Raw genomic sequence first — 25596 nt, forward strand, 5'->3', positions numbered from 1 at the left:
TTTGCAGAAGGTGAATCCAAAGATGTACGTTGTAGCTGCTTTATATAAGTTCGTCGCTTTACCTGATTATGTTGCTCTGCGCGATAAGCTCTATCAACACTTAGTTCTGAATAAAGTCAAAGGCACGTTGTTACTGGCCGAAGAAGGCATTAATGGCACTATTTGTGGGCCACGTGAAGGCATAGACGCCATGCTGCAGTGGTTTGCTGCGGACAGCCGTTTTGATGGCATGTCCTACAAAGAATCTTTTGCTGATGAACAGGCTTTTTACCGCACTAAGGTAAAGCTGAAAAAAGAAATAGTCACCATGGGTGTAGAGGGGATCAACCCTGCCCATATAGTGGGTACTTATGTGAAAGGCGAAGCCTGGAATCAACTGATTTCAGACCCTGACACTATAGTCATCGACACCCGCAACGACTATGAAGTGGCTATAGGCACCTTTAAAAATGCCATCAATCCAAACACAACCAGCTTCCGTGAGTTCCCAGAGTGGGCTGAGCAGAATCTGGACAAAACCAAGCACAAAAAAGTAGCCATGTTTTGTACCGGTGGTATTCGCTGTGAAAAGTCTACCGCCTTTTTAAAAGAGCAGGGCTTTGAAGAGGTGTATCACCTCGATGGCGGCATTCTGAAATACCTGGAAGAAGTACCGGAGCCAGAAAGTTTGTGGCAGGGCGAGTGCTTTGTGTTTGACCAACGTGTTGCGGTTAAACATGGTCTGGAACAGGGCAGTTACGATCAATGCTACGCTTGTCGTATGCCGTTGTCGCAGGACGAGATGAAGTCGCCACTTTATGTGCAAGGTTTAAGTTGCCCTCATTGCCACGACAAAATTACCGAAGAGCAACAAGCCTCTTTTGCAGAGCGCCAAAAGCAAATAGCCTTGGCCAAAGAGCGGGGTGAACAACATATCCGCGATGGTAAAGTTGAATTCTAATCTCTGCTATAGTTGAAAAGAGCCTTAATGGCTCTTTTTTTATGTCTTAAATCCAGTACCAAACAGATTATATTTCTATTAAATAGAACAAAATATGCTTATTTTTGTTATTTTAAACCATCTTCTGGAAAGATAAGCTATTTCGACTAAGAGGGTGAATTATGGCAACAGAAAACAAAGGGTATAGCTGGACCAGCATAGCGTTGCATTGGCTGGTGGCTGTGATGGTGATAGGGCTTTTTGCATCAGGCTTTTGGATGGTGGATTTAAGCTACTACAGTACCTGGTATAAAACAGCACCTTTTTGGCATAAAAGCGTAGGGGTCTTGTTACTACTGATGATGGGCTACAGAGTGCTTTGGCGTGTTTTAAATGGAACTGCCACGCCTTTGGCGAGTCACAGTAAAGCTGTACAACGTGCCAGTCATTTTACCCATCTGACATTGTATGGACTTATATTTTTGATTATCTGCAGCGGTTATTTAATTTCTACTGCGGATGGCCGACCGATAGAGGTGTTTGGCTTGTTTGATTTGCCATCTGCAGGTGAGTTATTTGCTGAGCAAGCAGATAAAGCCGGTTTGGTACATAAATTTGCGGCTTATGGCCTGATTGCTTTAGCAGTCTTACACGCTGTAGCTGCTCTTAAACACCATTTCTTTGATAAAGACGATACGTTAAAACGAATGCTTAAACCTTAATGTGAAAGGAGATTGGAATGAAGAAATTATTATTAGCCAGCTTAATGGTGTCTATGTTAGCAGCACCAGCTTTACAAGCTGCTGAGTATGAAATTGATACTCAAGGTGCACACGCTTTTGTTCAGTTTAAGATCAGCCACTTAGGTTATAGCTGGTTGTATGGCCGTTTTAATACCTTTAAAGGTAACTTCAGCTATGACGCTGCAAAGTTAGCGGACTCTAAAATCCAGTTAGAAATCGATACCAAAAGTGTTGATTCTAACCATGCTGAGCGCGACAAGCACTTACGCAGCCCGGATTTCCTGAACGTAGACAAAAATAGCAAAGCCACTTTCATCAGTACGAAGATAGTACCAAAAGCAGGCGCGGATTTTGATGTAGTAGGTAACTTCACGTTAAATGGCGTGACTAAAGAAATCGTCATCAAAGCCACCAAGCTGGGTGAAGGTTCTGATCCATGGGGTGGTTACCGTGCAGGTTTTGCCGGCACTACCAGCATCAACTTAGAAGATTTCGCTATTAAAAACATCCTTGGCCCAGCCTCTGCCACTGTACAGTTGGATCTGAGCGTGGAAGGTATCAAGAAGTCTTAATTCTGAATTGAGATTTTAATGACGACATTGCCCTGAAGTATCTTGTGATACTCAGGGTAATTCTATTTCTATATCTGTGATGGGAATACTACAGCAAGGCAAAATTTCGCCTTTGCGGACAAAAGCCAAAGGCTCGTTGATGTAACTGACCGAACCTGACAGTAACTTACAACGGCAAGCACCACAGTAACCTTCGCGGCATTGATAGTTCACTTGCTGTTGCTTAGCTTCCAGAGCATCAAGCAGGGTGCGTTGCTCAGGCCCAAACTCCAGGCTGAGCACATCCTTCACCACTACTTTAACCATTTCAGTAATCGCAGATCAGAGATCAAAATCGCCGAAGTCAGCGCCATCCATTTCGTTATCGATTTGGCCTACTAAATAGGAGCTGATTTCTGATTCCTGTGGTGCTACCTGCACGTTATCAGACACTAACCAGGCGTTGATCCATGGAATAGGGTTCTGTGTGGTGCTGAAAATTGGCTTTAAGCCCACAGCCTGCATTCTGTTGTTGGTAATGTACTCAACGTACTGGCACAAAATATCTTTGTTTAAGCCAATCATTGAACCATCTTTAAACAAGAACTCAGCCCAGTCTTTTTCCTGCTCAGCAGCTTTACGGAAGATGGCGTAAGCTTCGTCTTCGCACTCTTTGGCGATAATGGCCATTTCAGGGTCGTCTTCACCGGCTGCCATAATATTCAGCATATGTTGAGTGCCGGTTAAATGCAGCGCTTCATCACGGGCAATCAGTTTGATGATTTTTGCATTACCTTCCATCAGTTCACGTTCGGCAAAGGCAAAACTACAAGCGAAGCTGACATAAAAACGGATGGCTTCGAGCACGTTCACCGACAAAATACAAATGTACAGCTTACGCTTCAGGTCATGCATGCTGATGGTATGGGTCTTGCCGTTGACTTCATGAGTGCCTACGCCACACAAGTGATACAGGCTAACAGAAGTGATTAAATCATCGTAATAACGAGTAACGTCATCTGCGCGTTCAACAATACGTTCATTCAACAATATATCGTCAAAGACCTTGTGCGGCTCGTTGGTGATATTACGCACTATATGGGTGTAACTGCGGCTGTGAATAGTTTCACTGAAGGCCCAGGTTTCAATCCAGGTTTCCAGCTCAGGCAAGGACACTATAGGCAACAAAGCAACGTTCGGTGAACGGCCTTGTACTGAGTCCAACAGAGTTTGGTATTTTAAATTACTGAGGAATATATGCTTTTCATGTTCTGGTAACTGTTGAAAGTCGATACGGTCTTTACTAACGTCCACTTCTTCAGGACGCCAGAAAAAGCTCAGTTGCTTTTCGATCAGTTTTTCAAAAATGCCGTATTTTTGTTGATCATAACGGGACACGTTCACCGGGTTGCCAAAAAACATTGGCTCTTTCATTTGATCATTGTTCGTACGGCTAAAGGTGGTGTAACTCATCAGCAATTTCTCTGTGTTTTTATTAGCTATGCATACAAAAAGAGGGCTGCAACGCAGCCCCAGACTTAAATTTTACAGGCGCCACCGGCACAACCATCGTCTTCCGGCGTCGCTTTGATGTCTTCCTGTACGTCGGAAGCGCCATCGCGGGTGTTGTGGTAGTACATGGTTTTGACACCCAGCTTATAAGCCGTTAGTAAATCTTTTAACAAGATCTTCATCGGTACTTTGCCGCCTTCGAACTTGCCCGGATCGTAGTTGGTATTCGCAGAAATCGTCTGATCAACAAACTTCTGCATAATAGCCACCAGACTGATGTAACCGTCGTTGTTTGGCATATCCCATAACAACTCATATTGGTTTTTCAGGCGTTCATACTCAGGCACAACCTGTTTCAAAATACCGTCTTTACTTGCCTTTATACTGATATGACCGCGAGGTGGTTCAATACCATTGGTCGCATTTGAAATTTGCGAAGAAGTTTCAGATGGCATCAGTGCAGATAAGGTCGAGTTACGTAAACCGTGCTCAACCACATCTTTACGCAGCTGATCCCAGTCGTAGTGCAATGGTTCAGCACAGACTTTATCCAGATCCTTTTTATAGGTATCAATAGGCATAATGCCTTCTGAATAAGTGGTCTCGTTAAATTTAGCGCATGGGCCAAATTCCTGAGCCAGCTTGTTCGATGCTTTCATCAGGTAATACTGGATAGCTTCAAAAGTACGGTGCGTTAAGCCATTGGCTGAACCATCAGAGTACTTGACGCCATTTTTCGCCAGATAATACGCATAGTTAATCACGCCTATACCTAAAGTACGGCGGTTCATGCTGGCGTGGTAAGCGGCAAGGATAGGGTAGTCCTGGTAATCCAGTAAACTATCTAAAGCCCGTACAGCCAGTTCAGCTAATTCTTCCAGTTCATCTAAATGTTCGATAGCACCTAAGTTAAAGGCGGACAGAGTACAAAGGGCGATTTCACCATTTGGATCATTAATGTCATTCAGTGGCTTGGTTGGCAGCGCAATTTCTAAACACAGGTTGCTCTGACGTACAGAGGCAAACTTTGGATTAAATGGGCTGTGCGTATTGCAGTGATCGACGTTCTGTAAATAGATACGACCCGTGCTGGCACGTTCCTGCATAAATAGCGTGAAGAGCTCAACAGCTTTAATACGTTTTTTACGGATAGACGCATCCGCTTCGTATTGAACATACAGCTCTTCAAACTTTTCCTGATCTTCAAAAAACGCATCATACAAGCCTGGTACGTCTGAAGGACTGAACAGGGTGATCATTTCATCTTTAATCAAGCGTGTGTACATCAGGCGGTTAAACTGCACACCGTAATCTAAGTGACGTACGCGGTTTTCTTCCACACCACGGTTGTTTTTCAGAACCAGCAAGGATTCCACTTCCAAATGCCACAAAGGGTAAAACAGCGTTGCTGCGCCACCACGAACACCACCTTGAGAGCAGCTTTTTACTGCTGTCTGGAAATGTTTGTAGAATGGGATACAACCTGTATGAAAGGCTTCACCGTTACGGATTGGGCTGCCTAATGCACGAATACGACCCGCATTGATACCAATACCGGCACGCTGGCTGACGTACTTAACGATAGCGCTGCTGGTGGCGTTGATGGAATCTAAGCTGTCACCACATTCAATCAACACACAAGAGCTGAACTGACGGGTTGGGGTACGTACACCAGACATAATAGGTGTAGGTAATGAAATCTTAAACATAGACACAGCGTCATAGAAACGGCGCACGTAACTTAAACGGGTGTCTTTTGGATAATTAGCAAATAAACAAGCGGCAACCAGCATATAAAGGAACTGGGCACTTTCGTAAATCTGGCCTGTGACCCGGTTTTGTACCAGGTATTTGCCTTCGAGTTGTTTTACCGCAGCGTAGCTGAAATCTAAATCGCGGCCGTGGACGATGAAACTATCCAACTGATCTAATTCTTCTTTACTGTAGTCAGCCAGAATATGGGCGTCGTAACGCTTTTCTTCCACCATTTTAACGACATGGTCATACAGCTTTGGTGGCTCGAACTGGCCATAGGCCTTTTTACGTAAATGGAATACGGCCAGACGAGCAGCCATATATTGATAATCCGGCGTCTCTTTTGAGATTAAATCGGCAGCGGCTTTGATGATGGTTTCGTGAATATCGGCGGTTTTGATACCGTCGTAAAACTGAATGTGAGAACGTAACTCAACCTGAGACACTGATACGTTTTGTAACCTCTCAGCAGCCCAATCTATCACACGGTGAATCTTGTCTAAGTCTAATGGTTCGCGCAGACCATCTCTTTTGGTTACGTATAATGTTTGAGTCATATTTTTCCGCCGAAAATTCCATCTCAATTGTTATTATTGTGTGCACAGAATTTCTTCTGCGCAGCGAATTCACCCGCTTTTGGCTTCATTAGGTCAAACTCAATAGAGCGACACAACATCTAGGGGTGAAAGGAGAACGGATCACAAGATAGAGTGGATCAATATCAATTGCAACCCCTGCTGGCGGGCGAAAAAAGCAGCATGTTAGTGCCCGCTAACGTGCGAAATAGGCTTTTAAAAACCTCTGCGGGGAAGCAATAGTTTTTCAGTAAAAAATCTATTTTGTCTGTTCGGCTAAATTTTAAGTCACTAAAAAAAATCACCTACAGCGAGGTGATTTTTAATTGAACAAAATATGAAAAAACTGAACTCAGTCGAGGTGTTTTATCAGGTCTGTGAAGTGGGAAATGTGCAAATCTGCGCCCCAGAGTTCAGTTTTATCATCTGGCCCTACATAACCAAAATCAGCCATCACAGTTTGCATACCAGCACGACGTCCTGCCTCTATATCCCGTTCTGCATCTCCTATATACCAGCATGAGCTTGCAGGTACCTGCATATAGTGAGCAGTCATCCATAACGGAGTTGGATCGGGTTTACGCTGTGCCAGACTGTCGCCGCCCAATAACAACCGGCTTTTTAGTAAGGCAGGTAACTGACGTTGAACTTTGGCGGCAAGCTTATAAGGTTTATTGGTCACGATGGCCCAGGGGATATTTCGAGCCTCTAGTGCTGCAAATAACTCTTCAGCGCCCGGAAACAAGCAGCTGTGCACACTGCTATGCTGATGGTAATAATCCAGCAGGCTTTGGCGTGCTTTGCCAAAATCAATATCTTTTATCGCTTCACCAAAACCAAGTTGTAGTAGACCTTTGGCGCCATGCGACGCCATAGGACGATATTCTTCGTAGCTTTTTTCAGGCATACCATGCTGTCGCAGCACAAAATTCAGAGCTGCGCCTAAATCCTGTGCGGTATCCACCAGCGTGCCATCCAAATCAAATAAAATGGCGGCTGGTTTTTTAAGTGTAATGAGCTGTTGGGTCATAACGGCTTTTTCGCTACCACAAAATAATTTACATCCAGCCCAGGGCCAGTGCGGAAGGATTGATTAATAGGGTTGTAATGCAGGCCAGTGGCATCCTCCACCTGTAAACCCGCATCATCAATAAAACGCATTAGATCAGAAGGGCGGATAAACTTCTCAAACTCATGAGTCCCTTTGGGTACCAGTTTGAGTACCTGTTCAGCACCGACAATAGCCATCAGATAGGCTTTCCAGGTTTTGTTTAAAGTCGAGAACACCAGCGTGGCACCGGGTTTCGCCAAATCAGCACAAGCTTTCACTACAGAAGCTGGCTCTGGTACATGTTCCAGCATTTCCATGCACGTCACCAAATCAAAGGTGCCTTGATTGGCAGCAGCAAAATCTTCCGCAGTACTTTGTTGATACTGAACTGTTACCGCAGACTCCAGCGCATGTAATTTGGCCACTGTTAACGCTTCGTCAGCCATATCAATGCCTGTGACTTCAGCCCCGGCTTTTGCCATCGCCTCAGCCAGAATGCCGCCGCCACAACCTACATCTACAGTTTTTTTACCGAATAAGCCTTGCACCTGATCACTGATAAAAGCCAGACGGCAAGGATTCAGTTGGTGTAACGGCTTAAATTCACCGGACGGATCCCACCAGCGGGACGCGATTTCATTAAACTTGGCAATTTCGGCCGGATCGACATTGGAAGAAGGGTTCATAAGCGTATCCATTTAAAATTTTGCCTATTATAAGGCCTTGATCTGTTTGAGCAATCATCAGTCGACTCTGTACAAAGCACAACAGAACTGGCAAGGTATTTTTTCTGTGGTAGAATCCGCCTTTGTCCCGCGACCCATTACAGTAAAAAACGCGGGTATCTTGTTGATTTAAGGGAAAAAAGCTTTTTATGACAAATTTGGCCAAAGAAATTGTTCCCATTAATATCGAAGAAGAATTAAAGAATTCTTATCTCGATTATGCAATGAGCGTTATTGTGGGGCGTGCCTTACCGGACGTAAGGGACGGTTTAAAGCCAGTTCACCGTCGCGTTTTGTTTGCGATGAAAGAGTTAGGTAACGACTGGAATAAAGCCTACAAAAAATCTGCCCGTGTCGTCGGTGACGTCATAGGTAAATACCATCCACACGGTGACAGCGCAGTATACGACACTATAGTTCGTATGGCTCAGCCTTTCTCATTACGTTATATGCTGGTTGACGGTCAGGGTAACTTCGGTTCCGTGGACGGTGACTCTGCAGCAGCGATGCGTTATACCGAAGTGCGTATGTCGCGTATCGCAGGCGAATTATTAGCCGATCTGGACAAAGAAACAGTCGACTTTGTGCCTAACTACGACGGCACTGAAATGATCCCGGCTGTATTACCTACAAAAATTCCAAACCTGCTGGTCAACGGCTCGTCAGGTATTGCTGTAGGTATGGCGACTAATATTCCACCACACAATTTAAATGAAGTGATTGATGCCTGTCTGGCATTAATTGCTAATCCGGATATCAGCATTCCTGAACTGATGGAACTGATGCCAGGACCAGATTTCCCGACCGCCGCTATTATCAATGGCCGTCGTGGCATCGAAGAAGCCTACCGCACAGGTCGTGGTAAGGTATATATCCGCGCCAGAACTCATATCGAAACCGACGAAAAGACAGGTCGAGAGACTATTGTTGTCGATGAAATTCCTTATCAGGTGAACAAAGCCCGTCTGATTGAAAAAATCGCCGAGCTGGTCAAAGAAAAACGCATCGAAGGAATTTCAGCATTACGCGACGAGTCTGATAAAGACGGTATGCGTATTGTCATCGAAGTGAAACGTGGCGAATCATCAGACGTATTGATCAACCACTTGTATACCCAGACTCAGATGCAAACTGTGTTTGGTATCAACATGGTTGCCCTGGATCAGGGCCAGCCGAAGTTGATGGGTTTAAAGCACATGCTGCAATGTTTTGTGTTACACCGCCGCGAAGTGGTGACACGCAGAACAGTCTATGACTTACGTAAAGCTCGTGACCGCGCTCATATCTTAGAAGGCTTGGCTATTGCTCTTGCCAACATTGATGAAATCATTGATTTAATCAAAAACTCATCAAGCCCGGCCGATGCAAAACAAGGTTTAGTCGCTCGTGGCTGGCAGTTAGGTGACGTCAGCGCCATGTTAGAGCGTGCCGGTGAAAACGCCGCCCGTCCTGAATGGCTGGAAGAGCACTTTGGTATTCGTAATGGTGAGTATTTCCTGACTGAACAACAAGCTCAGGCAATCCTGGATTTACGTTTACACAAACTGACTGGTCTGGAACATGAAAAGATTCTGGACGAATACAAAGAGTTATTAGTACTGATTGCTGAGTTGTTACACATTCTGGGAAGCCCGGAGCGTTTAATGGAAGTGATCTGTGAAGAGTTAGAAGCTGCAAAAGCTCAATATGGTGATGCCCGTCGTACTGAAATTCAGGACAACGCGATGGATATCAACATGGAAGACTTGATCACTGAAGAAGACGTGGTCGTGACTCTGTCGCATTTAGGTTACGCCAAGTATCAGGCTCTGTCTGACTATGAAGCTCAGCGTCGTGGTGGTCGTGGTAAAGCGGCAACTACAGTAAAAGATGAAGACTTTGTCGATCAACTGCTGATCGCAAGCACCCACGATACTATTTTGTGTTTCTCTAACCGTGGTCGTCTGTACTGGATGAAGGTGTATCAATTACCGCTGGCCTCCCGTCAGGCGCGTGGTAAGCCAATAGTGAACTTACTGCCACTGGAAGAAAACGAGCGTATCACCGCTATTCTGCCGGTTCGTGAATACGAAGAAGGCAAGTATGTGTTTATGGCGACAGCCAACGGTACAGTGAAGAAAACCTCACTGACTGAATACTCTCGTCCACGTAGCAACGGTATTATTGCCGTGAACCTGAACGAAGGCGATCAGCTGATTGGTGTGGATATCACAGACGGCAACAGCCAGATCATGTTGTTCTCGGACGACGGTAAAGTAGTGCGCTTTAAAGAAGATCAGGTTCGTCCAATGGGCCGTGGAGCTACAGGCGTTCGTGGTATCCGTTTACGCGAAAACGGCTCTGTAGTGTCATTGATTGTTCCGAAGAGCGAAGGCGCTATTCTGACTGTGACTGAAAACGGCTACGGTAAACGTACCGCGCTGCAGGAATACCCAGAGAAGAGCCGTGCTACTCAAGGCGTAGTCTCTATTAAAGTCTCTGAACGTAATGGTCTGGTGGTAGGTGCAGTACAAGTGAACGCACTGGATGAAATCATGCTGATTTCTGACAAAGGCACACTGGTACGGACCCGCGTCAGCGAAGTTTCACAAGTAGGCCGTAACACTGCTGGTGTTATTCTGATCCGCACCATCGAAGGTGAAAAAGTAGTAGGTGTACAACGCATCGACGAAATTCAGGATCAGGACGAAGTAGCAGCCGCAGAAGCGGAAGCTGCAGCATTAGCCGCACAAAATCCAACAGAGGATACTGTAGCGGACGGCGAAGAAGAGTAAGACTGTGAATAAGGGGCCAGATCACATTATTCAAAAAATAATGTGATCTGGCCCCTTTTTTATTTCTGTCTTTTGTAAAGTGCGCTAAAGTAGCGGCTGTTTAGAAAGAGCCGTCCAGACGTCAGGATTATTCGTTGATAGCACTTTTAGTGATAAACCCAAGGCCACAACAATAAAGATCATCCCAAGATGACCCAAAGCCGTTTTCTAATTTGTATTTCATTCGATAAAGCGTTGTAACAGGAGCAAGAGATGACCACCTATAACTTTTGTGCTGGCCCGGCTATGTTGCCGGTGGAAGTGATGCAACAGGCACAGGAAGAGTTGATCAACTGGCATGGTCGCGGCTGCTCCATTATGGAGATGAGTCACAGAGGCAAAGATTTTATGCAGGTTGCCGCTCAGGCAGAGCAGGACCTGCGCGATTTACTGGGCATTCCGGCGAACTACAAAGTGCTGTTTATGCACGGTGGTGGCCGCGGTCAGTTTTCAGCTGTGCCACTGAATTTAGCTAAAACCGGTGTCAGTGCAGATTATATTGTCTCAGGCGCCTGGTCTAAGGCTGCGGTTGAAGAAGCAGAAAAATTCACTGCCTTAAAAGCGCAGGCTATTCAGTTTAAGCAAGATGGTCTTCGCACTTTAGTACCAGCATCCGAATGGCAGCTCAATGACAACGCCAGCTTCGTGCATTTTTGCCCTAATGAAACTGTGGATGGGATGGAGTTTATCGACTTACCCAACACCAAAGCGCCATTAGTGGCCGATCTGTCATCCACCATCTTATCGCGTCATATTGATGTCAGCCGGTATGGCGTGATTTACGCTGGTGCCCAGAAGAATATCGGGCCTTCAGGTTTAACGCTTGCCATAGTGCGTGAAGACTTGTTACCAGTCAAAGGCAGCAGTATTCCTAGCGTTTTGGATTATCGTTTGGCCGCTGACAACGACAGTATGTTTAATACACCTCCAACTTATGCCTGGTATCTGGCTGGTTTAGTCTTCCAGTGGCTGAAGCGTCAGGGTGGTGTAGAAGCGATGCAACTGCGTAACACGCTCAAAGCAGAAACCTTGTATGGCTATATCGACCAAAGCGATTTTTATCGCAATGACGTAGCGCCACAGTTCCGTTCATCGATGAACGTACCGTTTTTATTGGGTGACGAAACGCTGAACGACTTGTTTGTCAACGAAGCCGAAGCCAATGGTTTGTTGGCATTAAAAGGCCATCGTATGGTGGGCGGTATGCGCGCCAGTATCTACAATGCTATGCCATTAGAAGGCGTACAAACTTTAGTGACCTTTATGAAAGAATTTGAGCGGGTGCACGGCTGATGAAAACTTTAACCTTAGAGCCTATCGCTAAAGTGGAAGGCGTGGTGCATTTACCCGGTTCAAAAAGTATCTCCAATCGCGCTTTATTACTGGCCGCTTTAGCCAAAGGCACAACCCGTATCACCAATTTGCTCGATAGCGACGACGTCAGCCATATGCTTAATGCCTTAACAGCACTTGGCGTACAGTTTTCGTTATCTGCTGATAAAACAGTGTGCGAAATCACGGGTGTAGCGGGTGTATTTCAGCGTAAAGAGCCGTTAGAACTGTTTTTAGGCAACGCCGGCACAGCGATGCGCCCCTTAACTGCCGCTCTGGCAGTATCCAATGTTGATGTAACCTTAACAGGTGAGTCGCGGATGTACGAACGTCCTATTGGCCATCTGGTGGACGCCTTGCTGCAGTGGAATGCAGATATTGAGTATCTGCAGCACAAAGACTACCCGCCGCTGCGTATTCGCGGTAAAGCGCTGGCTGGCGGTAAAATCAGTATTGATGGTTCTGTCTCCAGTCAGTTTTTAACTGCAGTACTGATGGCTGCACCTTTATTATCCGGTGACAGCGAAATTGTCATCAGCGGCGAGTTGGTGTCTAAACCTTATATTGATATTACTTTGGCCTTGATGGCGCGTTTTGGCGTTGCTGTCGAGAACAAGAACTATCAAAGCTTTGTCGTCAAAGGCAATCAGCAGTATCAGTCACCTGGCGATTTTCTGGTTGAAGGGGATGCATCTTCTGCCTCGTATTTCCTCGCAGCTGCTGCTATTAAAGGCGGTACCATTAAAGTAACTGGCATTGGAAAAAATGCAGTGCAGGGTGATATTCACTTTGCCGACGCTTTAGAAGCCATGGGTGCGACAGTAGACTGGGGTTATGACTACATTTCGGTTACCCGTAACCAACTGAAGGGCATAGACCGTGATTATAACGCTATTCCTGATGCAGCCATGACCATTGCCACCACAGCTTTATTCGCTGAAGGTCCAACAGCTATCCGCAATGTGTACAACTGGCGCGTCAAGGAAACTGACCGTTTGGCGGCTATGGCGACAGAACTGCGTAAAGTGGGTGCTGAAGTTGAAGAAGGTGAAGATTACATTTTAATCACGCCACCAACGACACTGAAACATGCCAGCATCGCAACCTACAACGATCACCGGATGGCCATGTGCTTCTCTTTGGTTGCATTAAGTAATACGGCTGTAACTATTGAAGACCCGGATTGTACCCGTAAAACATTTCCTCAATACTTTGAAGTGTTTAGCACACTCAGTACCTTAGCTTGAGAAATTACGCGTAACCTGAATGGTTACGCGATCCCTTTGATTAATCCGCGCTTTTTGTCATTTATTTCTGTATAATGCCGCATCTTTTTGTGTGTTCGACTGTTTTGGAGGCAGAATGCAACAAGCGCCGGTAATTACCATTGATGGACCAGGTGGCTCAGGGAAAGGCACTATTTGCCGTTTAGTTTCCCAAAAACTGGGCTGGCATCTGCTGGATAGCGGAGCGATTTATCGTGTATTAGCTTTAGCTGCTATCCATCATCAGATTGACCCTTCTGACGAAGAAGCATTACAGCCTTTGGCTGCTCACCTTGATGTACAGTTTACCTGTGACGAACAAGGCAATACCCGTATCACGCTGGAAGGCGAAAATGTCACTCATACCATCCGTACTGAAGAAGTAGGTTCAGTGGCCTCTAAAATTGCCTCGTTACCACGGGTACGTGAAGCCTTATTACGCCGTCAACGTGCTTTTAAAGAAGCTCCGGGCTTAGTCGCAGATGGCCGTGATATGGGCACTGTGGTGTTCCCACAGGCAGAAGTTAAAATCTTTTTAACAGCCGACGCGTCAGAGCGCGCCAGACGGCGTTATTTAGAGTTGAAAGAAAAGGGCCATGATGTTAACATCGGCGACCTTTTGAGCGAAATACAGGCCCGTGACGAACGGGATATGAATCGCGCCGTAGCGCCTTTAAAGCCTGCAAGCGACGCATACATGCTGGATTCGACCAATAAATCCATTGAACAAGTGTTGGACGAGGTTCTCAACGTCTGTAAAAAGTTGAACCAGGCCTAGACCTTCACGTTGGACAGCTTGTCGCAAGGAAGATGACAAGTTAACTTAGCAACCCCATGACACAGGACTGTGCGTGGAGCACTTAAACTGAAAAAGTGAATATGACTGAAAATTTTGCACTACTGTTTGAGGAAAGCCTCAAGACTATCGAAACTCGCCCTGGTTCTATCGTTAAAGGAACCATCGTTGCTATCCATAAAGACGTAGTACTGGTTGACGCCGGTCTGAAATCTGAAGCAGCAATCCCGGTTGAACAATTCAAAAACCTGGCTGGCGAGATTGAAGTGAGCGTTGGTGACATCATCGACGTAGCTCTGGACGCGGTAGAAGACGGTTTCGGTGAAACCTTATTATCTCGTGAAAAAGCTAAACGCCATGAATCCTGGGTTCGCCTGGAAAAAGCTTGTGAAGATAAAGTTACTGTTATCGGTATCATCACTGGCAAAGTTAAAGGCGGTTTCACTGTCGAAGTCGATGGTATCCGTGCATTCCTGCCTGGTTCATTAGTTGACGTGCGTCCGGTACGTGACACATTACACTTAGAACACAAAGAACTTGAGTTCAAAGTAATCAAATTGGATCAGAAGCGTAACAACGTGGTTGTATCACGTCGTGCTGTGATCGAATCTGAAAGCAGTGCTGAGCGCGATACACTGTTACAAAACTTAGAAGAAGGCATGGAAGTTAAAGGTATCGTTAAGAACCTGACTGACTACGGTGCATTCGTAGATTTAGGTGGCGTTGACGGTTTACTGCACATCACTGACATGGCTTGGAAACGTGTTAAACACCCAAGCGAAATCGTCAATGTTGGCGACGAAATCCCAGTTAAGGTTCTGAAGTTTGACCGTGAGAAACAACGTGTTTCTTTAGGTCTGAAGCAAATGGGTGAAGATCCATGGGCCGCTATCGCTTCACGTTACCCAGAAGGTGCTCGCATCACTGGTCGCGTAACTAACCTGACTGATTACGGCTGCTTCGTAGAAATCGAAGAAGGCGTTGAAGGTTTAGTACACGTTTCAGAAATGGACTGGACTAACAAAAACATCCACCCATCTAAAGTTGTTAACTTAGGTGATTCAGTGGAAGTTATGGTCCTGGAAATAGACGAAGAACGTCGTCGTATTTCTTTAGGTCTGAAACAATGTAAAGCCAACCCATGGGAAGAGTTCGCTAAGGGCTTCAACAAGGGTGACCGCGTATCTGGTAAGATCAAGTCAATCACTGACTTCGGTATCTTCATCGGTTTAGACGGTGGCATCGACGGTTTAGTACACCTGTCAGACATCAGCTGGAATTCAACTGGCGAAGACGCTGTACGTGAATTCAAGAAAGGCGACGAAGTACACGCAGTTGTGTTACAAGTTGACCCAGAGCGCGAGCGTATCTCTTTAGGCATCAAGCAATTAGACGAAGACCCGTTCAACGGCTACCTTGCTGATAACAAAAAAGGTGCTATCGTTAAAGGCAACGTAACTGCAGTTGACGCGAAAGGCGCTACTGTAATGCTGGAAGGTGGTGTTGAAGGTTACGTTCGCGTATCTGACATCGCTCGTGAGCGTATCGAAGACGCTACTACAGTATTAAAAGTTGGTGAAGAAGTAGAAGCTCGCCTGATGGGTGTTGATCGCAAAAACCGCGTAATCAGCCTGTCAATCAAAGCGAAATTCGAAGCTGAAGAAAAAGAAGCTATGGACACTATCAAAAAGCAGGATGATACTGATTTTGGTGGTAACGCTATGGCCGAAGCATTCAAAGCTGCTCAAAAAGCTGACTAATTGATGCTTGTATAGAAGGGCTGGAGCATTTGCTCCGGTCCTTCATTCTACTGATACAGCGGAGGGTCCATGACCAAATCTGAATTGATCGAAAAACTGTCTACTGATTTTTCTCATGTCCAGGTGAAAGACATCGAATCTTCAGTCAAAGAAATTCTGGAACAAATGGCCACCTCACTGGCGAATAACGAGCGTATCGAAATTCGTGGTTTTGGTAGTTTTTCTCTGCATTACCGCGCACCTCGTGTAGGTCGCAATCCAAAAACCGGCGATAAAGTGGAATTAGATGGCAAATACGTGCCTCATTTCAAACCGGGTAAAGAATTACGTGACCGGGTGAAAACTAACACCTGATCTCTTTTCAGCTAAAAAACGGGGTTGACGGAGTTTTGACCAGATTTTTTTATGTTGTTTTTATTATTGCCCTGATTATTTTCGGGCTTATTCTGGGTTCCCTCAATCAGCAAGTTGCTGAATTTAATTATCTTATTGCAAAAACAGAACTCAGAGTGGTGAATATCGCCGCTCTGTTTTTAGTCTCTGGTTTTCTGCTTGGCCTGAGTGTGTCTATGGCCTTTATTCTGAAGGCAAAAACCAAAGGTTGGTTTGCTAAATCTTCAGATAAAACCTGATCCCTATGCTGGAACTGTTATTTCTGTTACTTCCTGTCGCCGCCGCTTACGGCTGGTTTATGGGCCGCAACAGCGAAAAACAAAAAGAGCTTAAGGGCCGGGCTTCTGTCACCAAAAACTTATCCTCTGGCTTAAATTTCCTGTTAACTGATCAGGAAGACAAAGCTATTGAGCAATTACTGCAATTGCTTGATGTCGAAGCCGCTACTATTGATACCTACCTGGCATTAGCAAACCTGTTCCGTCGCCGTGGTGACTGGGATAAAGCCATTCGTATCCATGAAAAATTACATCAGTTAAAACTGCCGAAACAGCAGGCCCAAAAAATACAGTTTGAGCTGGCCAAAGATTACTTTAGTGCGGGTTTATACGATAGAGCAGAGCCTTTATTAAGCGCTCTGGTGCAGGCTGAAAGTATTCGGGAAGCTGTTTTAAAACAGCTATTTAGCTTATTTACTGCCACTCACGAATGGCAAAAAGCCATGGATTTCCGTGCTGTAGTAGAACAGACAGATTCCCGTTCCTTACGTATTGGTGTGGCGAATTTTAGCTGTGAAGCCTGGCGCAAAGAACCAGCGCCAAGCGATGCGTATCGCCAGTTGATCCAACGTTATCCGGTATCCTTGCGGCCTAAATACGAACTGGCAAAAAAGCTGATTGCCGAAGAAGAATTTACCGAAGCGCGTGAGCTGTTGCTGGCCATACTGCAACAACGGCCACAATGGGCTGCAGAGTTATTGCCTTTAGTGCAGCAAACAACGCCAGAACCAGCAGAGTGGCAGACACTTCTGATGGAACTGAGCCGCAAACACAAAAACATCAGCGCTATAGCAGAGCTGGCACAATTTTATGCGCAGGGCGAGAACCTGCAACAAGCTGAAAATTTGCTGACAGATAAATTGAAGCAGCAGCCGAATATCCGCTTATTCTTAAAATTTATTCAAATCAGACGGTTGCAAGACCCGTCTGAGCCACATCTGGCTGAAATAGAACAAATGTTACAGGCTTATCTGGATACCAAAGTACTGTATCATTGCCGCAATTGTGGTTTTAAAACCAAACAACCTTATTGGCTCTGTCCGTCTTGCCAGCAGTGGGAAACAGTAGAGCCAATGACCGGCATAGACGGTCGCTGATCTGACAAAGAAGAGAACGTGATGAATAACACCAGTCCTATAGTGGTCGCATTAGACTTTGAACAAAAATCCGCAGCACTGAATTTAGTCAGCCAACTTGACCCGGCTTTATGTCGATTAAAAGTTGGCAAAGAGATGTTTACTCACTTTGGCCCGGACTTTGTCAAAGAGCTGCATCAGCGCAAGTTTGACGTGTTTTTAGACCTGAAATTTCACGATATTCCAAATACAGTGGCTAAGGCCGTGAAAGCCTCTGCAGATTTAGGCGTATGGATGGTGAACGTACATGCATCTGGCGGCAGTCGTATGATGATTGCAGCCCGTGAAGCCTTAGAAAGCTTCGGCAAAGAAAAACCGCTGCTGATTGCTGTCACAGTATTGACCAGTATGGAGCAAAGTGATTTAGTGGAGCTGGGTATTAATTTAACGCCACAACAGCAGGTACTGAGACTGGCAGGGCTGGTTGATAAGTCCGGACTGGATGGCGTGGTTTGTTCTGCACAAGAAGCTGTTGAATTAAAACAGCAATTTGGTAAAGAATTCTGCTTAGTAACCCCGGGGATCCGACCATCTTTTGCCACTGCTGATGATCAAAAAAGGGTGATGACTCCAGCTGATGCATTAAAGGCTGGTGTAGACTATATGGTGATAGGGCGCCCAATTACCAAAGCTGCCGATCCGTTATCCGCTTTACAACAAATCTATCGGGAGATTTACCCCGCGCATTAAGAAAAAAGGAGCTTTTATTTGGATGCAGTGAATTTAACAATCCTGGTTGCAGGGGCTCTGTTTTTCTCCAGTATCGTTGCTACTCTGATCTCAGCGCGCTTAGGTGCGCCTTTATTATTAATTTTCCTTGTCATTGGCATGCTGGCCGGTGAAGACGGTTTGCTGGGCATCAAGTTCGGCAATCCTGATGTCGCTCTGCTGATTGGCTCTATAGCTCTTGTGATCATCCTGTTTGATGGTGGTATGCGTACTCATCCGGACAGGGTTAGGGTAGTCTTAGCGCCAGCAGCGGTATTGGCCACTTTAGGTGTAGTACTGACGTGCGGCATTTTAGGTGTCGCAGCCTCTTATCTGTTTAATTTGACCTTGCTTGAAGGCTTATTGTTGGGCGCTATATTGAGCTCAACTGACGCCGCAGCTGTATTTTCTATCTTCCAGTCAGCCGGCTTAAACATTAAAGAGCGGGTGGCATCCACATTGGAAATAGAGTCGGGTAGTAACGACCCTATGGCCGTGATGTTGACCTTTACATTGGTTGGCGTTTTAGCGGGCCAAAGTGAATTGAACTGGTCTTTGTCGACCGTATTCTTTCAGCAGGCTGTAGTGGGCGCAGCAGTAGGTTATGGAGCAGGGCGCTTCTTTGTTTTGCTCTGCCGTAAACTACCATTAAGCGCAGCATTTTTTCCTTTGTTGGCCGTCTCATATGCACTGCTGATTTATGGCTTAACTAACCAATTTGGTGGCAGCGGCTTTCTGGCCGTGTATTTGATGGGCTTTTTAATAGGCAACGCCCGTTTACCCCAAATTCAGCAGATTTTACGTATGCACGATGGTTTAGCCTGGCTCAGTCAAATCATTATGTTTTTGATGCTTGGTTTACTGGTTACGCCAAGTAAACTGATGGAATATGCAATTCCTGCGCTGATATTGGCGTTGGTGATGATCTTTATAGCCCGGCCTATAGCTGTGTTTTTAAGCCTGGTGCCTTTTCATTTTCCAAAGAAAGATCAGGTATTTATCAGCTGGGTAGGGCTACGAGGCGCAGTGCCTATTATTCTGGCGTTATTCCCATGGTTAGCTGGCGTGCCGAATAAAGACTTGTACTTTAACGTCGCGTTTTTCGTTGTGATTGTGTCCTTGCTCATTCAAGGCTGGTCTATAGCGCCGGTAGCACGCTGGCTAAAACTTGAAGTACCACCAGAGCCAGGCCCGGATCACTCCATGACGCTCGACAGTGTTGCCAGTAATGATTTGCTGCAGGTGTTGTCCTTTAAAGTTGGCAAAGGTTCACCTATTGTAGACAGCGACTGGCAGCAACTGAATATGTCGCCGGATGTCAGCTACTTAGGTGTGCTGCGTAAAGGCGAATGGATCAAAGCCGAACAAAGCCCAAGCTTTCAACTGAACGATATGCTGCTGGTATTAAGCAAAGCCAAAGATGTAAAAGCAGTCAGTGACAAAGTGTCCACCAGCGCTGAGCAAACCTCGTTGGATAAACTGGACTTCTTCGGTGACTTCGTATTAAACGGCGAAATCACCTTAAACGAGCTGGATGCTTTCTACAGCATTAAATTTGCTGAAGACCAGGACCCAACCCAAAGCCTGTCCGAATACATCACAGAGAAATTCCACAGACGTGTAGTGGTTGGCGACCAGGTGCAGCTAGACCAGTTAGTGCTAACAGTGCGTCAAATAGACGACCACGACCAAATACTGCAAGTGGGTATTAAGTCGGCCTAATCTACAGAAATAAGCCTTATGCCGGATAAATGGATTAAATCAGGTATAAGGCTTTTGATGCTGTTTGAAGGTCTGGATTACGGGAGCAGGTTAAGTTGGTAAACTAAACATAATTGAATAAAAAGCGGGCAACAAAGGCCCGCATAATAATTAAATAGCTTCTGCTGTTAATTTCCAAGATTGACTATCAATATACATTCTAAAGAATTCGATGTTAGGGTATCTATGTGAATATCCAAACATCGCGTCTTCTAGATCGCATCTAGCACCGAAATAAACTTCCTTAATATTTGCTTCTTCATTTAGATAATGAAGACCATTAATTTTATTGCACTCTTTAAAAGCTCCATAAAGCTCAGGAGCCGCACTTAGCATAGGGTAAAGTGGTTTAACAACGCGCACTTCTTCCTCGTAAGCCCAAGATATATGTTTAGTTAGGAAAAAATCTTTAAAAAGAACCTGTTTTGCGACGGTATTAGCATAGTTACTACCCAAAGAACGTTCAATTAAAGTTTCCAAGGAAGAAACCTTAAGATCAAAGTTCTTAAGCTCTGGTTTACTATTCCTGTATATTACATCTCCACTGGAGACAGAAATAATGTTTCTTTCACGCGAACTTAAATAAGATTGACTAACATCATAGCCAATAACTATTCCTTCATGTGAGGAACCATAGTGTGCCCACATCAACGGATTAGAGAATGAACGCGAAAGGGATAATATAACTACCTGACTTTTTAATGATTGAATATTGAGCTGTAAGTCTCTGTCGTAATGATACTCTGGATGTATTGAATCAAACCACGAGAGCTCAAAAGGATCATTAAAATATAATGGAACTCTAAAACCTAACAGTTTAGATTCAAGAGCTTTTATACCTGACTCAAACGAGTAGTATTTGTAAAGTATCATTTAATTGCCTGTTAACTCTTTAGTTAATCGATTTAAATAATCAACTGTATGCAAAAGCATCTTCATTTTAGGTTCTGAACGCATACTTTCAATTTGAGTTTTCAACTCCGAAACCTTTCTTTGAGACTGAGCAGCGGACCATTTAAAACGCCAGAGTAAGGCAACGTCACCAGAACTGCAACGACCATGCGGCGTATTTAACCAGCCTTCAGAATCAATATACATATTACGCCAAGCAGGGTGATAGGGTAGATAGCCTTTGCAGTGAACCTGTAAATAGCGGTGTGCTGTTGCATGGGGTTCACCGTCATACCAGCGGCGGCAAGTTCTTTCACAGACACCAAAGAATTTTGATGCCCGTTCATGTTTGTCATAGTTATAGCCGAAGGCTTGGTGGTAGAGTTCCTGAAAAGCCGTGAGTGGCTCAAACTTTCTTAGTTCCATTACTGATACTCCCTAAAATCCATGAAGGGCGTGCAGTAAATAGGAAAATAAAATATTAACCTGAATAAATCGTTATAAATCAATGACATATAAATTTACCAAGTAAGTTATATCTAATAATATCAGGTATTTACGTGCAGTAAATAGTTAATTTTGCACGCTTGATAGTCCAAATAGGTCGAGTTAGTGATTTACCCTTTAAGGGTAAATTGTGGTGAGGGGCCGAAAGTGGGGTTTACTCCGGATAGTCCGGAGAGAGTTGGGATGTAATAGGACCCAACTTGAAATCCAGCCCCACACAGCCGCCTGTGGCTGTCTGTGCGTGTCTGGATTTTTACAATTATCTCTTTTTTTCCAAAACTCTTTAAAAGCGGTTTTCAGGGCGCGGGCGGGTTCGTTTGTGGCTGGTAATCAGGCTAGCGCGGAACGGCTCTGGCAGAACGTTTAGATGGGTTGGCTTAGCATGGGGCGCTAACGCCCCCATACCCCTGTTGTTGTGTCACAGATTTGCTGCCTGGACGAGTCACAGATTTTAGATGCCGGCAGGTCACAGATGTGACTGCCTGGTCAGTCACAGTTAGTTAAACCGCGGAAACATATAAGCCACGTTGTTGTAGCTGAGCACTGGCGTGCTCTTGTAGTACGCAAACGTAAAGCCCATTGCTTCGAAGTAGTCCGAGTCCAAAGTCAGTACCAGACCGCTTTCAGCGGTCTTGCTGCCTTTGTCCTTTTCGTCCTTCTCAGCGCTTTCCATTTGCTCCTCCTGAGCCGCCTTAGTGACGCAGTTAAAATAGTGGCTGGTTTGCGCTGTCTGGTTGCTGGTGACCTGAAAGCCACCATAGGTTAGCTCTATACACAGGCCAGAAAGCGGCGTATCAGCAGAAAGCAGGCTGGCAAAAGGTAAAACCTTCAATTCAGGTGCTGTCTGTACCTGTTGGCTTGTAGAGGGGGCCGGAGGGGCGGCAGATTGCGCAGCAACCTGCTGAACCTCGGCAGTGTCGGCCTGCTGTGCAGACGACACAAAAGCGCCAGTGGTCACAAAGTAGATGCCAAACGCAACGCCGGAAAAGACAGGAACAATCAGCAACAGCTTTGCCGGAATTCTGAATTTGTGGGTATGCACATCGGCCGACCAGTACAGGCCATAGTATTTTTTATCACGTGGGGCCGTGCTGATTTGTGCGGCTTTCTTTTCAAAGTAGTCATCTGGATCAATGACCTTATCCGACCAAATGCGCTTGATGATGGAGCCACCAAACGGCCTGAAAAAGTGTATATGGACACCAGCAAGGCGGCGAACGTGGTTATCTAATAATTTAGCGTCCTGAGTCACTAAAAAAACGTCATAGCCTTTGTGCCGGTGCGTTTCAAACTCTGAGCAGTGCGGCGGCACTCTGGCCCCTACAGGTCGGGGCGGAAAGGTCTGTTGGCATTCGTCCACGAAAATAACAGAGTTGCGGGGCAGCTCGTACCACATGGCCGCTTGGGGAAAGTGGGTAAAGTGCAGGTTAAAGCGCTTGATATGGTCAACCTGTGGCGTTTCTGTGATGTCCAGATAGTCCAGCAAGGGCTGGGCGCGCTGTGGAGAATACAAGCGCTTGACCCAATAGACGAATAAATCAACTGGACCAGTTCCGCATAACCACGCATCAAACAAATGGATAAGGTGCGGGAAGGTCTCAGGCGTTGCCATATCACCTTCCTTGTGGATACGCAGGAGGACTTTGCGGACTTTCTGGAGTGTGGCAAGGTCTTTTTCAATGCTGGGGTAATAAACGCCGTAAAACCAGCCAGAGAAGCTATTACACACCTCTAAATCAAGCATGACCAGCTTGACGTTGTTGTAATAGATAGGACGGTTGGCAAAATCTTTGTTTTCGATGATGAATTTTAGGGTGTTAAGCGATTTAGATGCGCCTGGTAAACCCGTGACAACATGAAGCATGGCTTACCTCCAGAAGAACACTTTTAATATGCCGTCTTGGAAACCACTGAGAACCAGACGCGCTGAAAATGCAGCAAAGATGATCTGCAGGGCTTCATCAAGGCGAAGTAAGGCCAGAGACGCTACGACCAGCGAGGGAAGCGCCAGCGATGAAGATTGGATTTCCTGATAGATGGAACTAAGGGCATAGTCGCCAAGCTCATAGACTGCCCAGCCTGCGCCTAATGCAGCCAGTGTCTTTATAATCATCGGGCCAACTAAGAGGCCAACAAGAACCAGTAAAAAACGTCTGTACGAGCCAAAAATGGCTGTTGCGGCTGTGGCCAGCCACGGGAGAAGTGCGAGCATTATGAAACCCTCCTAGAGCCAAAAACAATAAACGGGACACCAAACCAAACCGCGAAATTAAGAATAGTGCCGGCTATTTCCATGAAGTCGCAGACAGGCTTATAAAACAGGTTAAAGCTGTAGGATTTACCCAGTAGGCTGAACTGAACAGGGATGTTTTCAGGGCACGTGGCCACGAGAAATTCAGGGTACTGATTGCGATAGTCCTGCAAGGTGACAGGGTCATCGGTTAAATCGGCAATAGTTTCTTCGCCTGTGATACCAAGGGCACTCAATACGCCTTCCTCTGGACGAAAGTCGTCCTCTGTCATGGCTGGGCCTTCAAAGCCAGCTTTTAAGCCATCCAGTGATTCTCCGATACCATCTAAAGTGCCTGAGATTTGGCTAAGCTGCTGACCTTGTGCTGCTGTAGCCTCATTGAGACTTTGAAGTGAATTACCGATGCCGACAAGATTGTTGTTCGTGCCTTGTAAGCGGGAATCAAGGATTTGTTTGAGTTCAGAAAGTTCGTAGTTGGTGGTGTCTAAGCGATCAGTGATATCAGAGTTGTCGCCGCCAGTGCCGGAACCGTCCTCTATAGCTGTTTTGATGTCACCTAATTGGTTGCCTAATTGGGCGGATAGTGAATCAACACCCGTATTAACCTTTAGTAATTCGTCGTACAAAGCAGAGAGATAGCCAAGATTGGCGTTTATATCAAGTAAGTCTTCATGAAGAACAGGTAAACCTGCAGGGCCATTTAATTCAGTGAGTATTCTGTCTGTATTGAATGTTAGGTCTGATTTTATAGCAGTTAAAAGGTCATTGGTCTGGTCCATATTGCCGCCACCACCGCCAGAACCGGATTCATACATCTCATACACCATTTGGTAAATGCCGTTGGTGTTTTCCATCGCAGAGTTTGCAGCCTGATAAGTCATTGCAGTGATACCTGAGAGGTCCTCTGCTGCAATTTCTGCTTGTAGGGCGCTGTAAGCGGCCTGTGACGCGTAATCGAAAGCAAGAGCTGAATTATGAGCCGCGTTGTCAGCATCCTGCGCTATCGACTCTAAAGACTCTTTGGCTTCGGCCTGTGTTTCCTGAATTTTTTGCTGGGCTAAGTCATTGGTATCAAGTCTTTCGTTCAGAACTGTAAGGCCGACGTCTAATGCTTGCCTGTCTTCTGTACGCTGTGTTTTGAGTTGTTCTACAGCGGTGAAGGTTTGCGTGGATTTTGAACTAGCTTCTACAGCGGCAGCTTTTGCGGCTCGAGATGCCGTTTCAGCAGAACCAACGTCGGCGATAAAAGACGACATACGCTGCACGAGAGTAAGGATATTCGTATTTATTACGTTGTCGTTCTGACTCAGTTTTGCGAGTCGGTCACTTGTAAAGTAAAAACCATTAGCAACAGCAGCACCGACCTGTTGACATGTAGTGTAGTTAGGGTCGGTATTAGGGATGTTATTACAAAAAGAAGCTACATGAATTGGATCAATTGTGTTGAGCTGGCCATAGATAGGATTAGTGGGGTCAGGGTCTTCTGGATCTTCGGGGTCCTCTGGGTCTTCCGGGTCCTCTGGGTCTGTGGTTCCGCCGCAGGAACCGCCGCCAGCCAAACAACCTGTATAGTAATAAGGTTTACCAACCCAAACACCAAACTGGTCTTGAGTACAAGTAGCATAAGGGGTGGCTTTTACCTCACAGGTATCATTACCCGTAAAGCTAGTTCCAACACTTGAGCACGTTGAAGCGCCTATAAATCTAACTTCAGCAGTTTCAGCAGCTTCAGCCTTTTGACGACAGGTAGAACCATCGTCAGGAGCAGCTTTTGAGTGGAAAGAAAAAAGCCCTAACAGGGCTGTAAACGCTATCAGGGCTTTGGACATACTTCCTGCCTTATGTGTCAAAAATGATGTAGAGACAAATAAGGC

Annotated in this window: 23 protein-coding genes; 13 read left to right on the forward strand and 10 right to left on the reverse strand. The window is 45.7% G+C overall.

Features of this window, described 5'->3' with window-relative positions:
- Positions 1-22: 22 nt before the first annotated feature.
- The 3 genes from OM978_RS11040 to OM978_RS11050 all read left to right on the forward strand — a co-directional run bounded on the left by OM978_RS11040 (position 23) and on the right by OM978_RS11050 (position 2234).
- Complete coding sequence (locus OM978_RS11040; RefSeq protein ID WP_264342200.1) at positions 23-940, forward strand: rhodanese-related sulfurtransferase; 918 nt, start codon at positions 23-25, stop codon at positions 938-940.
- A 161-nt stretch (positions 941-1101) separates the two neighbouring features.
- On the forward strand, positions 1102-1641 hold the full coding sequence (locus OM978_RS11045; RefSeq protein WP_264342202.1) for a cytochrome b: 540 nt from the start codon (positions 1102-1104) through the stop codon (positions 1639-1641).
- 17 nt (positions 1642-1658) lie between these two features.
- On the forward strand, positions 1659-2234 hold the full coding sequence (locus OM978_RS11050) for a YceI family protein (RefSeq protein WP_264342204.1): 576 nt from the start codon (positions 1659-1661) through the stop codon (positions 2232-2234).
- Between the two features lie 51 nt (positions 2235-2285).
- Here the strand turns inward: OM978_RS11050 and yfaE are convergent, their stop codons facing one another.
- The 5 genes from yfaE to ubiG form a co-directional block, all read right to left on the reverse strand.
- Entirely contained in the window at positions 2286-2540 is a 255-nt protein-coding gene (yfaE, locus tag OM978_RS11055) for a class I ribonucleotide reductase maintenance protein YfaE (RefSeq protein WP_264342205.1), read from the reverse strand.
- A 15-nt stretch (positions 2541-2555) separates the two neighbouring features.
- Entirely contained in the window at positions 2556-3686 is a 1131-nt protein-coding gene (gene nrdB, locus OM978_RS11060) for a class Ia ribonucleoside-diphosphate reductase subunit beta (protein ID WP_264342206.1), read from the reverse strand.
- Between the two features lie 65 nt (positions 3687-3751).
- Complete coding sequence (nrdA, locus tag OM978_RS11065) at positions 3752-6037, reverse strand: class 1a ribonucleoside-diphosphate reductase subunit alpha (protein WP_264342207.1); 2286 nt, start codon at positions 6035-6037, stop codon at positions 3752-3754.
- A 370-nt stretch (positions 6038-6407) separates the two neighbouring features.
- Positions 6408-7085, reverse strand: a complete 678-nt coding sequence (locus OM978_RS11070; protein ID WP_264342208.1) for an HAD-IA family hydrolase — start codon at positions 7083-7085, stop codon at positions 6408-6410.
- On the reverse strand, positions 7082-7792 hold the full coding sequence (gene ubiG, locus OM978_RS11075) for a bifunctional 2-polyprenyl-6-hydroxyphenol methylase/3-demethylubiquinol 3-O-methyltransferase UbiG (RefSeq protein WP_264342209.1): 711 nt from the start codon (positions 7790-7792) through the stop codon (positions 7082-7084). Before ubiG ends, OM978_RS11070 begins: the two co-directional genes overlap by 4 nt.
- Before the next feature lie 188 nt (positions 7793-7980).
- Here ubiG and gyrA point away from each other — a divergent pair, with 188 nt between their 5' ends.
- The 10 genes from gyrA to OM978_RS11125 all read left to right on the forward strand — a co-directional run bounded on the left by gyrA (position 7981) and on the right by OM978_RS11125 (position 20034).
- Positions 7981-10605 carry a DNA topoisomerase (ATP-hydrolyzing) subunit A gene (gyrA, locus tag OM978_RS11080; protein ID WP_264342211.1) on the forward strand — a complete coding sequence of 875 codons (2625 nt, stop codon included), beginning with the start codon at positions 7981-7983 and terminating at the stop codon, positions 10603-10605.
- A gap of 252 nt (positions 10606-10857) precedes the next feature.
- Entirely contained in the window at positions 10858-11937 is a 1080-nt protein-coding gene (gene serC / locus OM978_RS11085; protein WP_264342213.1) for a 3-phosphoserine/phosphohydroxythreonine transaminase, read from the forward strand.
- Complete coding sequence (aroA, locus tag OM978_RS11090) at positions 11937-13223, forward strand: 3-phosphoshikimate 1-carboxyvinyltransferase (RefSeq protein ID WP_264342215.1); 1287 nt, start codon at positions 11937-11939, stop codon at positions 13221-13223. The genes serC and aroA overlap by 1 nt, the downstream gene beginning before the upstream one ends.
- 115 nt (positions 13224-13338) lie before the next feature.
- Complete coding sequence (gene cmk / locus OM978_RS11095; RefSeq protein ID WP_233007132.1) at positions 13339-14019, forward strand: (d)CMP kinase; 681 nt, start codon at positions 13339-13341, stop codon at positions 14017-14019.
- 101 nt (positions 14020-14120) lie between these two features.
- The gene (gene rpsA / locus OM978_RS11100; protein ID WP_008899010.1) at positions 14121-15797 is read left to right on the forward strand and encodes a 30S ribosomal protein S1; all 1677 of its coding nucleotides are present in this window, start codon (positions 14121-14123) and stop codon (positions 15795-15797) included.
- 69 nt (positions 15798-15866) lie between these two features.
- Positions 15867-16151 carry an integration host factor subunit beta gene (gene ihfB, locus OM978_RS11105; protein ID WP_008899011.1) on the forward strand — a complete coding sequence of 95 codons (285 nt, stop codon included), beginning with the start codon at positions 15867-15869 and terminating at the stop codon, positions 16149-16151.
- A gap of 35 nt (positions 16152-16186) precedes the next feature.
- On the forward strand, positions 16187-16429 hold the full coding sequence (locus OM978_RS11110) for a lipopolysaccharide assembly protein LapA domain-containing protein (protein WP_264342220.1): 243 nt from the start codon (positions 16187-16189) through the stop codon (positions 16427-16429).
- Between the two features lie 5 nt (positions 16430-16434).
- On the forward strand, positions 16435-17565 hold the full coding sequence (locus OM978_RS11115) for an N-acetylglucosaminyl transferase (RefSeq protein WP_264342221.1): 1131 nt from the start codon (positions 16435-16437) through the stop codon (positions 17563-17565).
- A 21-nt stretch (positions 17566-17586) separates the two neighbouring features.
- Positions 17587-18294, forward strand: coding sequence for an orotidine-5'-phosphate decarboxylase (gene pyrF, locus OM978_RS11120; protein ID WP_233007135.1), 708 nt, complete (start codon positions 17587-17589; stop codon positions 18292-18294).
- Positions 18295-18321: 27 nt separating this feature from the next.
- Entirely contained in the window at positions 18322-20034 is a 1713-nt protein-coding gene (locus OM978_RS11125) for a potassium/proton antiporter (protein WP_264346939.1), read from the forward strand.
- Between the two features lie 150 nt (positions 20035-20184).
- Here OM978_RS11125 and OM978_RS11130 read toward each other — a convergent pair whose 3' ends face one another.
- The 5 genes from OM978_RS11130 to OM978_RS11150 all read right to left on the reverse strand — a co-directional run bounded on the left by OM978_RS11130 (position 20185) and on the right by OM978_RS11150 (position 25551).
- Positions 20185-20946 carry a DUF2971 domain-containing protein gene (locus OM978_RS11130; protein WP_264342222.1) on the reverse strand — a complete coding sequence of 254 codons (762 nt, stop codon included), beginning with the start codon at positions 20944-20946 and terminating at the stop codon, positions 20185-20187.
- The gene (locus tag OM978_RS11135; protein ID WP_264342223.1) at positions 20947-21390 is read right to left on the reverse strand and encodes a hypothetical protein; all 444 of its coding nucleotides are present in this window, start codon (positions 21388-21390) and stop codon (positions 20947-20949) included. It abuts the gene before it with no gap.
- Positions 21391-21967: 577 nt separating this feature from the next.
- Positions 21968-23335: a zonular occludens toxin domain-containing protein gene (locus OM978_RS11140; protein ID WP_264342224.1), complete on the reverse strand. Its 1368-nt coding sequence runs from the start codon at positions 23333-23335 to the stop codon at positions 21968-21970.
- A gap of 3 nt (positions 23336-23338) precedes the next feature.
- Positions 23339-23683 (reverse strand): DUF2523 domain-containing protein, encoded by a 345-nt coding sequence (locus OM978_RS11145; protein ID WP_264342226.1) that lies wholly within the window; start codon positions 23681-23683, stop codon positions 23339-23341.
- Positions 23683-25551 carry a virulence factor TspB C-terminal domain-related protein gene (locus tag OM978_RS11150; protein ID WP_264342228.1) on the reverse strand — a complete coding sequence of 623 codons (1869 nt, stop codon included), beginning with the start codon at positions 25549-25551 and terminating at the stop codon, positions 23683-23685. Before OM978_RS11150 ends, OM978_RS11145 begins: the two co-directional genes overlap by 1 nt.
- Positions 25552-25596: the final 45 nt, after the last annotated feature.

This window comes from Rheinheimera sp. MM224, from assembly GCF_947090785.1.
Lineage (GTDB): Bacteria > Pseudomonadota > Gammaproteobacteria > Enterobacterales > Alteromonadaceae > Pararheinheimera.

What these genes read in the sequence shown, in the direction of transcription:
- OM978_RS11040 (WP_264342200.1), top strand. Translation starts at nt 23, where the DNA reads ATGTACGTTGTAGCTGCTTTATATAAGTTCGTCGCTTTACCTGATTAT.
- OM978_RS11045 (WP_264342202.1), top strand. Translation starts at nt 1,102, where the DNA reads ATGGCAACAGAAAACAAAGGGTATAGCTGGACCAGCATAGCGTTGCAT.
- OM978_RS11050 (WP_264342204.1), top strand. Translation starts at nt 1,659, where the DNA reads ATGAAGAAATTATTATTAGCCAGCTTAATGGTGTCTATGTTAGCAGCA.
- yfaE (WP_264342205.1), bottom strand. Translation starts at nt 2,540, where the DNA reads ATGGTTAAAGTAGTGGTGAAGGATGTGCTCAGCCTGGAGTTTGGGCCT.
- nrdB (WP_264342206.1), bottom strand. Translation starts at nt 3,686, where the DNA reads ATGAGTTACACCACCTTTAGCCGTACGAACAATGATCAAATGAAAGAG.
- nrdA (WP_264342207.1), bottom strand. Translation starts at nt 6,037, where the DNA reads ATGACTCAAACATTATACGTAACCAAAAGAGATGGTCTGCGCGAACCA.
- OM978_RS11070 (WP_264342208.1), bottom strand. Translation starts at nt 7,085, where the DNA reads ATGACCCAACAGCTCATTACACTTAAAAAACCAGCCGCCATTTTATTT.
- ubiG (WP_264342209.1), bottom strand. Translation starts at nt 7,792, where the DNA reads ATGAACCCTTCTTCCAATGTCGATCCGGCCGAAATTGCCAAGTTTAAT.
- gyrA (WP_264342211.1), top strand. Translation starts at nt 7,981, where the DNA reads ATGACAAATTTGGCCAAAGAAATTGTTCCCATTAATATCGAAGAAGAA.
- serC (WP_264342213.1), top strand. Translation starts at nt 10,858, where the DNA reads ATGACCACCTATAACTTTTGTGCTGGCCCGGCTATGTTGCCGGTGGAA.
- aroA (WP_264342215.1), top strand. Translation starts at nt 11,937, where the DNA reads ATGAAAACTTTAACCTTAGAGCCTATCGCTAAAGTGGAAGGCGTGGTG.
- cmk (WP_233007132.1), top strand. Translation starts at nt 13,339, where the DNA reads ATGCAACAAGCGCCGGTAATTACCATTGATGGACCAGGTGGCTCAGGG.
- rpsA (WP_008899010.1), top strand. Translation starts at nt 14,121, where the DNA reads ATGACTGAAAATTTTGCACTACTGTTTGAGGAAAGCCTCAAGACTATC.
- ihfB (WP_008899011.1), top strand. Translation starts at nt 15,867, where the DNA reads ATGACCAAATCTGAATTGATCGAAAAACTGTCTACTGATTTTTCTCAT.
- OM978_RS11115 (WP_264342221.1), top strand. Translation starts at nt 16,435, where the DNA reads ATGCTGGAACTGTTATTTCTGTTACTTCCTGTCGCCGCCGCTTACGGC.
- pyrF (WP_233007135.1), top strand. Translation starts at nt 17,587, where the DNA reads ATGAATAACACCAGTCCTATAGTGGTCGCATTAGACTTTGAACAAAAA.
- OM978_RS11130 (WP_264342222.1), bottom strand. Translation starts at nt 20,946, where the DNA reads ATGATACTTTACAAATACTACTCGTTTGAGTCAGGTATAAAAGCTCTT.
- OM978_RS11135 (WP_264342223.1), bottom strand. Translation starts at nt 21,390, where the DNA reads ATGGAACTAAGAAAGTTTGAGCCACTCACGGCTTTTCAGGAACTCTAC.
- OM978_RS11140 (WP_264342224.1), bottom strand. Translation starts at nt 23,335, where the DNA reads ATGCTTCATGTTGTCACGGGTTTACCAGGCGCATCTAAATCGCTTAAC.
- OM978_RS11145 (WP_264342226.1), bottom strand. Translation starts at nt 23,683, where the DNA reads ATGCTCGCACTTCTCCCGTGGCTGGCCACAGCCGCAACAGCCATTTTT.
- OM978_RS11150 (WP_264342228.1), bottom strand. Translation starts at nt 25,551, where the DNA reads ATGTCCAAAGCCCTGATAGCGTTTACAGCCCTGTTAGGGCTTTTTTCT.